The 13,227-nt window shown below is 66.1% G+C and carries 14 protein-coding genes and 1 other annotated feature; of the genes, 4 read left to right on the top strand and 10 right to left on the bottom strand.

Features of this window, described 5'->3' with window-relative positions; genetic code table 11:
* The first annotated feature begins 57 nt into the window (after positions 1-57).
* On the top strand, positions 58-528 hold the full coding sequence (locus tag AC1MH0_RS02675) for an EF-hand domain-containing protein (RefSeq protein ID WP_480965658.1): 471 nt from the start codon (positions 58-60) through the stop codon (positions 526-528).
* On the opposite strand, the gene trmFO is transcribed toward AC1MH0_RS02675, so the two are convergent.
* Positions 464-1,831: a methylenetetrahydrofolate--tRNA-(uracil(54)-C(5))-methyltransferase (FADH(2)-oxidizing) TrmFO gene (gene trmFO, locus AC1MH0_RS02670; RefSeq protein ID WP_480964599.1), complete on the bottom strand. Its 1,368-nt coding sequence runs from the start codon at positions 1,829-1,831 to the stop codon at positions 464-466. The two genes, AC1MH0_RS02675 and trmFO, sit on opposite strands and share 65 nt — an antisense overlap.
* 73 nt (positions 1,832-1,904) lie before the next feature.
* Between trmFO and AC1MH0_RS02665 the strand changes: the two genes are divergently transcribed.
* Together AC1MH0_RS02665 and AC1MH0_RS02660 are read left to right on the top strand one after the other, a co-directional pair.
* Positions 1,905-2,348 carry a DUF488 domain-containing protein gene (locus AC1MH0_RS02665; RefSeq protein ID WP_480964598.1) on the top strand — a complete coding sequence of 148 codons (444 nt, stop codon included), beginning with the start codon at positions 1,905-1,907 and terminating at the stop codon, positions 2,346-2,348.
* A gap of 210 nt (positions 2,349-2,558) precedes the next feature.
* Positions 2,559-2,614, top strand: a sequence feature (sul1 is cis-regulatory element that is thought to sense ions involved in sulfur or methionine metabolism; They are found in Alphaproteobacteria).
* Between the two features lie 68 nt (positions 2,615-2,682).
* Positions 2,683-4,149, top strand: a complete 1,467-nt coding sequence (locus AC1MH0_RS02660) for a SulP family inorganic anion transporter (RefSeq protein WP_480964597.1) — start codon at positions 2,683-2,685, stop codon at positions 4,147-4,149.
* A gap of 70 nt (positions 4,150-4,219) precedes the next feature.
* On the opposite strand, the gene AC1MH0_RS02655 is transcribed toward AC1MH0_RS02660, so the two are convergent.
* The 9 genes from AC1MH0_RS02655 to AC1MH0_RS02615 form a co-directional block, all read right to left on the bottom strand.
* A complete protein-coding gene (locus tag AC1MH0_RS02655) occupies positions 4,220-4,564 on the bottom strand; it encodes a hypothetical protein (protein WP_480964596.1) in 345 nt (114 codons plus the stop codon).
* An 11-nt stretch (positions 4,565-4,575) separates the two neighbouring features.
* Positions 4,576-6,039: a L,D-transpeptidase family protein gene (locus AC1MH0_RS02650; RefSeq protein WP_480964595.1), complete on the bottom strand. Its 1,464-nt coding sequence runs from the start codon at positions 6,037-6,039 to the stop codon at positions 4,576-4,578.
* 156 nt (positions 6,040-6,195) lie between these two features.
* Complete coding sequence (locus AC1MH0_RS02645) at positions 6,196-6,999, bottom strand: TrmH family RNA methyltransferase (RefSeq protein WP_480964594.1); 804 nt, start codon at positions 6,997-6,999, stop codon at positions 6,196-6,198.
* A gap of 126 nt (positions 7,000-7,125) precedes the next feature.
* Entirely contained in the window at positions 7,126-7,401 is a 276-nt protein-coding gene (locus tag AC1MH0_RS02640; protein ID WP_480964593.1) for an HPr family phosphocarrier protein, read from the bottom strand.
* Positions 7,398-7,805 (bottom strand): PTS sugar transporter subunit IIA, encoded by a 408-nt coding sequence (locus AC1MH0_RS02635; protein WP_480964592.1) that lies wholly within the window; start codon positions 7,803-7,805, stop codon positions 7,398-7,400. The genes AC1MH0_RS02640 and AC1MH0_RS02635 overlap by 4 nt, the downstream gene beginning before the upstream one ends.
* Positions 7,806-7,820: 15 nt before the next feature.
* A complete protein-coding gene (gene rapZ, locus AC1MH0_RS02630; RefSeq protein WP_480964591.1) occupies positions 7,821-8,735 on the bottom strand; it encodes an RNase adapter RapZ in 915 nt (304 codons plus the stop codon).
* Positions 8,732-9,163 (bottom strand): HPr kinase/phosphorylase, encoded by a 432-nt coding sequence (locus AC1MH0_RS02625; protein ID WP_480964590.1) that lies wholly within the window; start codon positions 9,161-9,163, stop codon positions 8,732-8,734. Before AC1MH0_RS02625 ends, rapZ begins: the two co-directional genes overlap by 4 nt.
* Positions 9,164-9,172: 9 nt before the next feature.
* Positions 9,173-10,756, bottom strand: coding sequence for a sensor histidine kinase (locus AC1MH0_RS02620; RefSeq protein WP_480964589.1), 1,584 nt, complete (start codon positions 10,754-10,756; stop codon positions 9,173-9,175).
* A complete protein-coding gene (locus AC1MH0_RS02615) occupies positions 10,725-11,432 on the bottom strand; it encodes a response regulator (protein ID WP_353468135.1) in 708 nt (235 codons plus the stop codon). Before AC1MH0_RS02615 ends, AC1MH0_RS02620 begins: the two co-directional genes overlap by 32 nt.
* A gap of 179 nt (positions 11,433-11,611) precedes the next feature.
* On the opposite strand from AC1MH0_RS02615, the gene AC1MH0_RS02610 reads away from it, so the two are divergent.
* On the top strand, positions 11,612-13,222 hold the full coding sequence (locus tag AC1MH0_RS02610) for a phosphoenolpyruvate carboxykinase (RefSeq protein ID WP_480964588.1): 1,611 nt from the start codon (positions 11,612-11,614) through the stop codon (positions 13,220-13,222).
* Positions 13,223-13,227: the final 5 nt, after the last annotated feature.

The raw sequence follows: 13,227 nt of genomic DNA, 5'->3' as shown, positions 1-13,227 counted from the left end.
CGGGGATCGCTCGCGGCAAGGCCTAGCGTGCAGGCTTTGCAGTTGGGGGCGGCGGCGATGTGGCGGTATCTGGCAGGTGGAGTGGCGGTGATCGCGTTGATCGCCGCGGGGTTCATGTTTTTCAGCGGCAAGGCACGGCCGGGGCCGGTGTTGCCCCCGCAACCCGCGGCGCAGGTCGGCGGATCGGCATCGGGATCCGATCCGCTACCCAATACGGCGCCCGAGGCGACCGACAAGACGCGCGAGCAGAAGCGCTTCGATCGCTACGACAAGGATCGTGACGCGAAGATCACGCGTGAGGAATATCTGGTCCAGCGGCGCAAGGCTTACGCGCGGCTCGACATGGACGGCGACGGCAAGCTGTCGTTCGACGAATGGGCGGTGAAGGCCACGACCAAGTTCGCCGATGCCGACCGTGACAAATCCGGCGCGATGACCGCGCCGGAATTTGCCACGACGGCGGTCAAGCGGAAGGGGCCAGCTCGGGTGAATTGTCCGCCGGCTCAGCCAGTTGCCGAGGAGAGTTGAGCCACTCTGCGAGCGCCGCGCGGCCTCGGTCGGTGTACATCCGCTTGCGGTCGGTCTTCTTCGTCCGACCGGGGATCGGCGGGAAAAGCCCGAAGTTGACGTTCATCGGCTGATACGTCTCGACTTCCGCACCGCCGGTGATGTGCCCCAGCAACGCGCCGAGCGCAGTCGCATAGGGCGGCGGCGTCAGCGTCTTGCCGGTCAGTTCCGCCGCCGCGAACAGCCCCGCGAGCATGCCAATGCCGCAGCTCTCGATATAGCCCTCGCAGCCGGTGATCTGCCCAGCGAAGCGGATGTTCGGGCGGGACTTCAGCCGCAACGTCGCGTCGAGCAGTTCGGGCGAGCGGATGAACGTGTTGCGGTGCAGCCCGCCCAGCCGCGCGAACTCGGCATTCTCGAGGCCAGGAATGGTACGGAACAGGCGAACCTGGTCGGCGTGCTTCATCTTGGTCTGGAAGCCGACGATGTTCCACAGCGTGCCTTGCGCATTGTCCTGCCGGAGCTGAACGACGGCATGCGGCCAGCGTCCGGTCTTCGGGTTGTCGAGCCCGACCGGCTTCATCGGGCCATAGCGCAACGTATCGACGCCGCGCTCCGCCATCACCTCGATCGGCATGCAGCCGTCGAAATAGGGCGTGTCCTTCTCCCACTCCTTGAACGGGGTCTTCTCGCCGTCGATCAGGCCCTGGTGGAAGGCGAGATACTGGTCCTTGTCCATCGGGCAGTTGATGTAGTCCTTGCCCTCTCCCTTGTCCCAGCGCGACGCGAACCACGCGGTGTCCATGTCGATGGAATCGCGGTGCACGATTGGCGCGAGCGCGTCGAAGAAGGCGAGCGCCTCGCGGCCGGTCTCGGCACCGATCCCGGCGGCAAGCGAGGCGGCGGTGAGCGGACCGGTGGCGATGATCGTCGGGCCCTCGGGCAGCGCGTCGATGCGTTCGCGAACGAGCGTGATGTTCGGATGCTGGTCGATCGCCTCCGTCACGCTGGCCGAGAAATTGTCGCGGTCGACCGCGAGCGCGGAGCCCGCGGGAACGCGGTGGATGTCAGCCTGGCGCATGATCAGCGAGCCGAGCGTCCGCAATTCCTGGTGGAGCAGGCCGACCGCGTTGCTGTCCGCATCGTCCGAGCGGAAGCTGTTCGAGCAGACGAGCTCGGCAAGGCCGTCGGTCTGATGCGCGGGCGTCTCTTCGCCGCTGCCGCGCATTTCGGACAGGCGGACCTTGAGGCCGGCTTCGGCGAGTTGCCAGGCGGCTTCGGAACCGGCGAGGCCGCCGCCGATGACATGGATATCGTGGGTCATGCGCGTGCGATAGCGCGGGACGCCCGTCATGTCAGCGGTTGTCGTGTCGGGGGTGCGGTCCCACTTCGTTCTCATGACCCACCCGACGAAGATCTTCACGATAGGCTATGAGGCTACGACGATGGCCGATTTCCTCGCGGCCCTGAAGGCGGCGGGGGTGGAGCGGGTGATCGACGTTCGCGCCTTGCCCCTGTCGCGGCGGCCGGGCTTCTCGAAGACGTCGCTCGCCGCTTCGTTGCTAGAGGTCGAGATCGATTACGTGCATCTGAAGGCGCTCGGAACGCCGAAGCGCGGGCGCGATGCGGCGAAGAAGGGCGACGTCGCGACCTTGACCGCGGTGTATGACGAGCAACTCGAACTGCCCGAGGCGCAGGCGCAGGCGGCGGTCATGCTCGGACTGGCGGCCGAGAAGCCGAGTGCGCTGCTGTGCTACGAGCGCGACCCGTGCCATTGCCACCGGACCTTGTTGCTGCAAGCGGTAGGCGAGGGGACCGAGGTAGTGGATCTGTTTACGTGAAGGCCTACTAGCAAGGTTTAGTTGACGACCAGAGTACCCCGTCACCCCGGACTTGTTCCGGCGTCCACGATCTCGCAAATTCAACGCCGATGGCTTTGTGGAGCGGTGGATGGGGGAACATGGCCGGCATGACGGAGCTGCGTAGGTCGCGCGCCCGCACCGCTTGCATGTTGCATCGCAGTGCGCCCTCCGCTAACAAACTCACACTCGCTTGGACCCGGTGCAATTCCGGGTGGCTATTCCGGCCGCCGATCCGCCGGACAACGCAACGACGCCTTTGAACGAACCGCCCGCGCAAATCGCCGCGGTTCCTGCGTCCTATGCGGACAAACACATGACATCATTTTCTCGGTACCGAACCGAATGGTTCAGCGGCCCGACGGCCGCGCGCCGTGACGTCCTCGCCGGCATGGTCGGCACCTTCGCGTTGATCCCCGAGGTCATCGCCTTCTCGTTCGTCGCGGGCATTGACCCCGAAGTCGGCCTGTTCGCGTCGTTCGTGATCGGCATCGTCATCGCCTTTGCGGGCGGACGCCCCGCGATGATCTCGGGTGCAGCCGGCTCCGTCGCGCTGGTCGCCGCCGCGCTGGTCCACGCCCACGGCCTCCAATATCTCCTCGTCGCGACGATGCTCGCAGGGCTGCTGCAGATCGCGTTCGGCCTGGCCAAGCTCGACGTACTTATGCGGTTCGTCTCGCGCTCGGTACGAACCGGGTTCGTCAACGCGCTCGCGATCCTGATCTTCGCGGCGCAGGTGCCGCAGATGGTCGGCGTCAGCTGGCAGGCCTATGCGATGATCGCGGGCGGTCTGGCGATCATCTACCTCGTGCCGCGGATCTCGAGCGCGATTCCGTCGCCGCTGATCTGCATCGTCGTGCTGACCGCGATCGCGATGTGGTTTCCCATGCCGCTGAAGACGGTTGGCGATCTCGGGCGGTTGCCGTCGGAACTGCCATCGTTCGGCCTGCCCAACGTGCCCTTCACGTGGGACACGTTGCGGATCGTCGCGCCCTACGCCCTCGCAATGGCCGCGGTCGGGTTGCTCGAGTCGATGATGACCGCCAGCGTGGTCGACGACCTCACCGAGACCACCAGTTCGAAGGCTCGCGAATGCACCGGCCTCGGGCTCGCCAACATTGCCGCGGGGGCGTTCGGGGGCATCGCCGGGTGCGGCATGATCGGCCAGACCGTCGGCAACGTCCGCTATGGCGGGCGAGGGCGGCTGTCGACGCTGGTCGCCGGCGTCTTCCTGCTGGTGGTCATGGTCCCGCTGCGTCCATGGGTCGCGCAGGTACCCGTCGCGGCGCTGGTCGCGATCATGATCATGGTGTCGATCAGCACCTTCTCCTGGGGATCGATCCGCGAACTCGCGCGGCACCCCAAGATGTCGAGCGTGGTGATGGTCGCGACCGTCGTCGTCACCGTCGCGACGCACGACCTGTCGCTCGGTGTCGGCGTCGGCGTGTTGCTGAGCGGCGTCTTCTTCGCGTGGAAGGTCACGCGGCTGATGGACGTCACGGTCGAACACGATGCGGCGAGCGACACGCGCATCTACCGCGTCGGCGGGCAGGTGTTCTTCGCTAGTGCCGACATCTTCGCGGATCGCTTCGATCTTCGCGAGACCGCGCGTGCCGTGCGCATCGACCTGACGCGCGCGCATCTATGGGACGTGACCGCCGTCGGGGCCCTGGAGAATGTGGTGGCCAAGCTGCGGCGCCACGGTACGAACGTGGAGGTCGTCGGGCTCAACAAGGCGAGCGAAACGCTGGTCGACCGTCACGCACCCCTATTGCTGGGCTGACGTCCGGAGGCGCGCTAACTTGGCAGCGTGACCGAGATACCGCTGCCAAGTCCTTGAAGAGGCGCTTGGGTTACTGCTGAGGAACTGTGTCGTTCTCGACCGGCGCCTCGTCGCGCGTCACGCGTGCGGTCATTCCCGTCGCATCGGCATCGTCGCGCATCTGCTCGTCGGGCGCGACCGGGGCTTCGCGTTCCGGTTCGACTGCGTTCACGGTGGACGGTACCACGGCAGGCGCAGTCTCGACCGGCGCCGGGGCAGGCGTCGGCGCGGCTTCGGACTCGGTGACGCCGGTGTCCTCGACCATGTTGACGTCGGCGGGGGGCTGGTCGGGCTCCGCGCGCGAGCAGCCGGCCATTGCAAGCACAGCGAGCAAGCCTGCCGCAACGGTCGTGCGGGTGCGGTTGGAAAACTTCATGTCTAATCCTCTCAGCGAGCGGCGATCGTCTGGCGCGCGGTGCGCGCTTCGATCTTGGAAGCGAGAATGCCGTCCCAGTCATAAGGATCGGCGCGGAAGTTCATCTGCCCGTTGCCGCTGGCAAACGCGGTCCAATAGAGCAGATACACCGACACCGGCTTGATCAAACGGGCGCGGACCGTATCACCCTTAGCGACCGCGGCGTCGACCATCTCGGGCGTCCAGGACGGGTCGCCCTTGAGCAGCAGGTCCGCGAGTTCGGCAGGTTTTTCAAGGCGAACGCAGCCATGGCTCGCAAGCCGGCTGAAGCTCGCGAACTTCGCGCGGCTGGGCGTATCGTGGAGGTACACCGAATAGGCATTGGCGAAATCGAACTTGAAGCGGCCCAGCGCGCTTTGGTCGCCGGCCTGCTGCTGCAGCCGTGTGCCGTCGATCACCTTGATGCCGTTGCGCCTGAAATAGCCGGGGCCGGCCTTTTCCTTCGGCCACAATTCCTTCGTCGCGATCGAAGTCGGCACGTTCCAGGGCGGGTTGATCACGATGCTGTGGATCGTCGAAGACAGCATCGGCGTTTCGTCGCCCGGTCGCCCGGTGACCGCGCGCATCGACTGCACGGGGGTGTCGCCGTCGAACACGGTCAGCACGGCGGCGGCGATGTTCACCTGGATACGGTCGCGCGGCAGGTCCTGCGGCAGCCAGCGCCAGCGTTCCATGTTCGCCATGATCTGGCGCACGCGGTCGGTTGCCGACACGTTCAGCGCGGCCAGTGTCTGCGTGGAAACGATGCCGCTCGGGTTGAGGCCATAGCGGCGCTGAGCGCGGCGTACCGCATCCACCAGTGGTGCATCGAAACCGTCACCCGTGGTCGACACGTCCTTGTCCTCGGCAGCGAGACGCTTGCGGAGCGCGATCACGCGAGGACCGGTCGCGCCGATCGTGAAATCGGGACCGGAGGCGAGGGGGGCCCAGCCGCCCGCGGACGCGATCGAGCGATAATTCTGCAGGCCCTTCCGCAGGCCGTCATAGCCGGCATACGGCGGGGGCAGCGAGGCGAACCAGGCGGCGATCCGATCGAGCCGGACAGCATCGGCGAACGCGGGGGTCGGATCATAGGCGGGGGGACGAAGACCCCAATCCTTCTGGAAATCGGCCTCGCTCAGGCGACCGGCGTGGACCGCACGCGCATGATCCAGTGCGGCGCGAACGAGTTCGTCCTTGCTCGGCGCGGTGGTCGACGCGGTAGCAGCGGACTTCAGGCCCTGTGCGACGATGTCGCCGTTGAGCAGCTTGTCGAGCATAGCCGCCTGCGCGTCGCTCAACGGCGGCACGGTGATGACCGGCCGCGCGAGCGTCGGCGCCGGCAGTGCCGACGGTACCGTCGGGATAACCGGCGGCGGCGTAACCTGCGCGAACAGCGGGGTCGCCAGCATGGGGGCCAGCATCAACGGCACCGCGGTCATTACCGACCGGAGCATGCCGCTATTCCCTCGTCCATTATCGAAACCGCGCGCCATAATCGTCCTGTCTTACCGTATCTGGTCGACGCTATCGCACGTCGAACCTCACCCTTAGCTGAACCGGACTCGCTAAGCATCGCCAAACGGGCCAAATTCGTCTGTCGACGTCCGAGGCTATGGTTTTCCCTGCTGGGCGAGCACTTCATAGGCCATCACCGCGGTTGCAACGGCGGCGTTCAGGCTGTCCGCCTTGCCGAGCATCGGGATCTTGACGAGGAGGTCGCACGCCTCCGCCATTTCGGGCGGCATGCCCTGCGCTTCGTTGCCAGTGAGCAGGAAAGTCGGTCCGATATAGGTCGCTGCCCTGTAGTCCATGTCGGTATCGAGGCTGAGCCCGACGAGCTGGCCGGGTCCAGTGCGTAGCCAGGCGTTAAACGGCTCCCATTCGGTCTTGACGACGGGGATCGTGAACAGCGCGCCCATGCTCGCGCGGACCGCCTCGACCGAGAACGGATCGACCGACTCGCCGATCAAGATCAATCCGCCCGCGCCGACCGCATCGCCGGTGCGCAGGATCGTGCCGAGATTTCCGGGATCACGCAGGCGCTCTGCGACGAGCCAGATACCGGACGTGGCGCGATCGAGGTCTTCGAGCGTCGCGTCGAACTCGTCGAACACGCCGACTATTGCCTGCGGGTTGTCCTTGCCGGACAGCTTCGAGAGGATATCCGGCGTGGTCTGGATCGAATCACCACCGGCATCCTCGACGTCCATCGATAGCGCGTGGACGAGCGGGTGGTTCGCGCTGGCCGCCGCGTAGAACAGCGTACGGGGCAGGCGACCGGTCTCGCGCGCTTCGGTGAGGATGCGCAAGCCCTCGGCGAGGAACTGCTTGGCCGCACGCCGATGCCGCTTGTCGCGCAGATCGCGGACGTACTTGATAAGCGGGTTCGAAAAGGCGGTTATCTCGCGGGGCATTCTTGTCCTCCCCTCCCGTATGCGGGAGGGGCCGGGGGTGGGCTCCCGGCCTCAGCAAATGATTCGATTATGGTGAGCGCGCGCCCACCCCCAACCCCTCCCGCCTGCGGGAGGGGAGTAAGAAGGTCAATCCTCGCCGAACTTCGCCTCGACCAGTTCGGCGAGCGCGGCGACCGTATACTCCGCCCCGTCGCCGGTCGCGCTGATCGTGATCGCGTCGCCCATCGCCGCGCCGAGCATCATCAGCCCCATGATCGAGGTGCCGGTGACGTGATCCGACCCATCCTTGGTCACGCTGACTTCGACCGCGTGCGACGACGCGAGCGTCACGAACTTCGCACTCGCGCGCGCGTGCAAGCCGCGGCGATTGGTGATCTGGACGGTGCGCGAGACCTCGCTCACGCCGCAGCCTCGCCGAGAACCTCGGATGCCACCGAGATATACTTGCGCCCAGCCTCCCGCGCCGCCGCAACCGCCGCAACGACGGTCATCGACTTGCGCGCCGAGCCGAGCCGGATCAGCATCGGCAGGTTCATCCCCGCAATCACTTCGATCCGCCCACGTTCCATCAGCGAGATGGCGAGATTGGAGGGGGTGCCGCCGAACAAGTCGGTCAGCACGATCACGCCGCGCCCGACATCGACGGCCTCGATCGCGGCGGCGATATCCGCGCGGCGTTCTTCCATGTCGTCGTCAGGACCGATCGAGATCGGCGCGACGCGTTCCTGCGGGCCGACGACGTGGATCATCGCGCGAACGAATTCCTCGGCCAGTCGACCGTGGGTTACCAGAACAAGGCCGATCATGTCAGCGTTTCATACTCATAAGACGACCGGTGATCCTTCGAGCGCATCTTGTGGAGCGGCCCCCAGGTCGCGGTGTGCGATACTGGGGGAAAATCCTGCGTCGCGCAACCGTCGCGCTACCCGGTCGGCGACGTGGACCGACCGGTGTCTCCCTCCGGTACACCCGAATGCGACGGTCACATACGACTTGCCCTCCGCCTTGTAGCGCGGAAGCAACAGCATCAGCAGCTCCTCGATCCGACTCACCGCGGCTTCGTAGGCGGGGTCGTCCATGATGTAGGCCGAGACGTCGGCGTCCAGCCCGGTACCGGGACGCAGGTCGTGATCCCAGTGAGGATTGCGGAGAAAACGCATGTCGAACACAAGGTCGGCGTTGCGCGGCAGGCCGCGGGCAAAGCCGAAAGAACGGATCGACAGCGTCGGCTCACCGAGCTCCCCGCCTGCAAAACTAGTGCGGATCTGTTGCGCGAGTTCGTTGGCGGCCATGTCGGTCGTATCGATCAGGCGGTTCGCCCAAACTCGGAGCGGTGCCAGCAACTCGCGTTCGCGGCCGATACCGTCGTTCGCCGGCCGATCGAGCGCCAGCGGATGACGGCGACGAGTCTCGGAATAGCGGCGTTCGAGCTCAGCCCCCGAGCAATCGAGGAACAACATGCCGATCTCAAGACCATGGCGATCGCGAAGGTCGCGAATGCGGCTGACGATCCGCTCGGGATCGAAGTCGCGCGTCCGGGCGCCGATGCCGATCGCAAGCGGCCGGGAATCATCGGTCGAGCCCTCGGGAATCGGCGCGTCGAGCAGGCGGTCGAGCAGCAACAGCGGGAGGTTGTCGACCACTTCCCAGCCGAGATCCTCCAGCGTCTTGAGGACGGTGGACTTCCCCGCCCCGGACATGCCGGTGACGAGCAGGATGTCCTTGGGACGCGTCATTCTATGGGCTCCGGATTGCGCAATGCGAGTTCGACTTTGATCGGGGCGGAGGCTTCAAAGGGGGCGATCGCGACCTCGCGGACGTCGATTCCGGCGATGTTACGGACGCTACGTTCGGGCATCCGTTCGATTGCGCCATCGACGCGTACGAGCAGGGCGACTGGTACGTCCTCTACATAGGGCATGGCCAGGATGCCGATCCCGCGGACTTCGATGCGGCCGGCGATCGTCATCGGTGCACGCGCGAGCAAGGTTGCGCCCGCGCGCACCACGAGCGTCTGGTCGTCGCTGACGAGGATCGCGCCACGATCGATCAGGCGCAGCGCGAGGTCGGACTTGCCCGATCCCGATACGCCCTCAATCAACACGGCCATGCCGTCGATGGCGACCGTGGTGGCGTGGAGCCTGTCGGAGGAGGGGACGACCACGAGGCGTCCTTACTCCGGCATTTCGGCGAGTGGTAGCCTTACGACGAAGCGCGCGCCATCGAGCCGGTCCTCGCGCGACTCGACGAAGATCGCGCCCTGGTGTCCGTCGACGATGGTGCGCGCGATCGCGAGACCGAGCCCGGAATGCTGGCCGAACGTCTCACTGTCGGGGCGCACCGAGTGGAACCGCTTGAACACGTCCTCGCGGGCTTCCTCGGGAACGCCGGGGCCCTCGTCCTCGACGCGGATCACGAGATCCTCGTCCTCGCGGATCGCGGAGATCGCGATCAGCCCGGCATCTGGCGAGAAGGACAGCGCGTTGTCGATCAGGTTCTCGAACACGCGTTCAAGCCTCGCGCCTTCGCCGAGTATGATCGTGCGGTCGTCGGGATTGCGATCGAACCGGAGACGGATGCCGCGCTCGACCCCTCGCGCATCGCGTTGCGCGACCAGGCCGTCGATCATCTCGGCGATGTCAACCGGCTCGAACTTGGCGCGGCTGAGCTGCGCGTCGAGTCGCGACGCTTCGGAAATGTCCGACAGCAGCCGGTCGAGCCGCTGCACGTCGTCGCGGACGATCGCGAGCAGTTGCGCCTGCAAGACCGGGTCTTTCACGCGCGACAGGCCCTCGACCGCTGACCGAAGCGACGCGAGCGGGTTCTTCATCTCGTGCGTGACGTCGGCGGCGAACGCCTCGGTCGCGTCGATCCGCGCCCTGAGCGCCAGGCTCATGTCGGAAAGCGCGCGCGCGAGCATGCCGAGTTCGTCGCGGCGCGAGGGCAGCCGAGGGACGACGACCTCCCGGGCACGACCTAGCCGGACACGCACCGCGGCACGCGCAAGGCGGCGCAGCGGGCGGACGATCGTGCGGGCGAGGAACAGCGACAGCAGGATCGAGACGATCGACACGCCGAGCAGGACCATGCTCAGCCGAAACCGCTCGATCCGCACCGTCTTCGTGATGTCACGCGCGTTCACCGTGGTCATCACGACCCCGCCGCCGGGCAGCGGCGCGGCGGCGGTCAGCACCGGCGTTCGGTCGGGCGCGCGCCAGACAGTGGTCGAGACGGCCCTGCGGCCGCGGACTGCGCTCACGTCGGGCCATTGCTGCGTGCCGCCGCGCTCGCGATAGAGCGGCGGGCGAGGGGCCATCACGACGACGTCGATCGCTGCGTCTAAAAAGCGGGCGATCGTCTGGTCCCAGTCCTCCTTGTCCGGATCCATGAGCACGAAGTTGCGCAGGCCGAGTGCACGGCTGTCGGCGGTCGTCCCCCCGGCCGCATCGAACAATCGGATCCGCGACCCCGTATCGCGCGCCAGCCTGAGCACCAGCGGGTCGCGCAGCGCCGGGTCGACCGCGGCGATCGCCTCGCCGATCAGCCGTGCTTCGCGCGCGGTCTGCGCTACGCGGTTGTCGACCACCCGGCTGCGGTACGAGTCGAGATAGAAGAACCCGCCCGCGAGCAGCAACAGCGCGAAGATGTTGACGGCCAGGATGCGCCGGGTGAGCGAGATCTGGCCCGACCAGCGCAGCGTGAGATCGCGGCCGTCGACGCCCAGCTCATTCCTCAGAAAATCGATACCCGGCACCATATAATGTCTCGATCGCGTCGAAGGCTGGGTCGACCTGCCGGAACTTGCGGCGGAGTCGTTTTATGTGGCTGTCGATGGTCCGGTCGTCGACATAGATATCGTCCTGGTACGCCGCATCCATCAACTGGTTGCGCGTCTTGACGATGCCGGGCCGCTGCGCGAGCGTCTCGAGGATCATGAACTCGGTCACCGTCAGCGTGACCGGCTCGCCGCCCCACAGCGTGCGGTGCCGCGCCGGATCCATGCTGAGCCGACCGCGGTCGAGCGGCCCGGCGGCCTCCGCCTCGGTCTCCGTGCCCGGCGATTGCGTCAATTCGGTGCGCCGCAGGATCGCGCGGATGCGGGCGATCAGAAGCCGCTGCGAGAACGGCTTGGCGATATAGTCGTCCGCGCCCATCGCGAGCCCTAGCGCCTCGTCGAGCTCGTCGTCCTTGCTGGTGAGGAAGATTACCGGGACCTGGCTCTTCTCGCGGAACCGGCGGAGCAGTTCCAGCCCGTCCATCCGCGGCATCTTGATGTCGAAGACCGCGAGATCGGGCGGGTTGTCGGTCAGTGCCTTCAACGCCGTCTCGCCGTCCGAATAGACGCGCGTCACGAAGCCCTCGGTCTGCAGCGCGATCGACACGGATGTCAGGATGTTGCGGTCGTCGTCGACCAGCGCGATCGTTGCCGTCATCTGGGGAGCTTTGCCTCGGTCGTTGGCGTGTCGGCCTAGGGCAAACCGCCGCCGCACTCAACTAGAGCCGTATCGGGACGGCGTTGCAAATCAGTGGGTTTGACCGGTTGAAAACCGCCCCGTACAGCCGGGCGCAACGACATACATACGTATGCGATAAAACTTAGGAGAGAGAGCCCGTGTCGAGCGAGCGTATTCCGGCCGTCGGCCTATCCGCGCAGGGGATCGAAACCCGCGCCAATCTACACTGGAACCTGGTTACCGCGCAGCTGGTCGAGGCGGCGCTGGAGCGGAACGAGGGCACGCTGTCCGCGGACGGCCCGTTGGTCGTCGAGACCGGCGCGCATACCGGTCGCTCGGCGCAGGACAAGTTCATCGTCCGTGATGCCGAGACCGAGGCGACCGTCTGGTGGGGCAAGAGCAACAAGGCGATGGAGCCCGCGCATTTCGCCGCACTGAAGGAAGACTTCTTCGCCGCGCTCGCCGCCAAGGACGAGCTGTTCGTGCAGGACCTGTACGGCGGTTCGCAGCCCGATCACCGCGTGCAAGTTCGCGTCGTCACCGAACTTGCGTGGCATAATCTCTTCATCCGGACGATGCTGGTACGGCCCGAGCAGGCTGCGCTGAAGGACTTCGTCGCCGACTATACGATCGTCGACCTGCCGAGCTTCCGCGCCGATCCCGCGCGTCACGGCTGCCGCAGCGAGACGGTGATCGCGGTGAACTTCACCGACAAGCTGATCCTGATCGGCGGCACAAAGTACGCCGGCGAGATGAAAAAGTCAGTGTTCGGCCTTTTGAATTACCTGCTGCCACCGACTGGCGTGATGCCGATGCACTGCTCGGCGAACATGGGCGCGAACGGCGACACCGCAGTGTTCTTCGGCCTGTCGGGTACCGGCAAGACGACGCTCAGCGCCGATGCGAGCCGCACGCTGATCGGTGACGACGAGCATGGCTGGTCCGACACCGCGGTCTTCAATTTCGAGGGCGGGTGCTACGCCAAGATGATCCGCCTCTCCGCTGATGCCGAGCCGGAGATCTTCGCGACTACCAAGCGCTTCGGCACGGTGCTGGAGAACGTCGTGATGAACCCGGCGACGCGTCTGCTCGACCTCGACGATCATACGCTGGCCGAGAACAGCCGGGGCGCGTACCCGATCGACTTCATCCCGAATGCGTCGGCTGAGAACATGGGGCCGGTGCCGCGCAACATCGTGATGCTGACGGCGGATGCGTACGGTGTGCTGCCGCCGATCGCCAAGCTCGCGCCCGACCAAGCGATGTACCATTTCCTGTCGGGCTACACCGCCCGCGTCGCCGGGACCGAGATCGGCGTGACCGAGCCCGATGCGACCTTCTCGACCTGCTTCGGCGCACCGTTCATGCCGCGGCATCCCTCGGTCTACGGCAACCTCCTGAAGGAGCGGATCGCCAAGGGCGGCGTCGATTGCTGGCTGGTCAACACCGGCTGGACCGGCGGCAAATACGGCGTCGGCAACCGCATGCCGATCAAGGCAACGCGGGCGTTGCTGAACGCTGCGCTCGACGGGAGCCTGAACGATGCCGAATTCCGGACGGACCCGAACTTCGGGTTCCAGGTGCCGGTGAGCGTACCGGGTGTAGATAGCGCGATCCTGGACCCGCGGACGACCTGGGCGGACAAGGACGCGTACGACGCCACGGCGACGAAACTGGTGGACCTGTTCGTGGAGAACTTCGCCCAGTTCGCCGAACACGTCGACGAGGGCGTGCGTCAGGCGGCGCCAAAGGTAAAAGAGGCGGCGTAAAACTC

Source organism: Sphingomonas sp. AP28 (assembly GCF_056680455.1).
The sequence above is the reverse complement of the archived record's forward strand: the minus strand, read 5'-3'. Positions and strand labels throughout refer to the sequence as shown.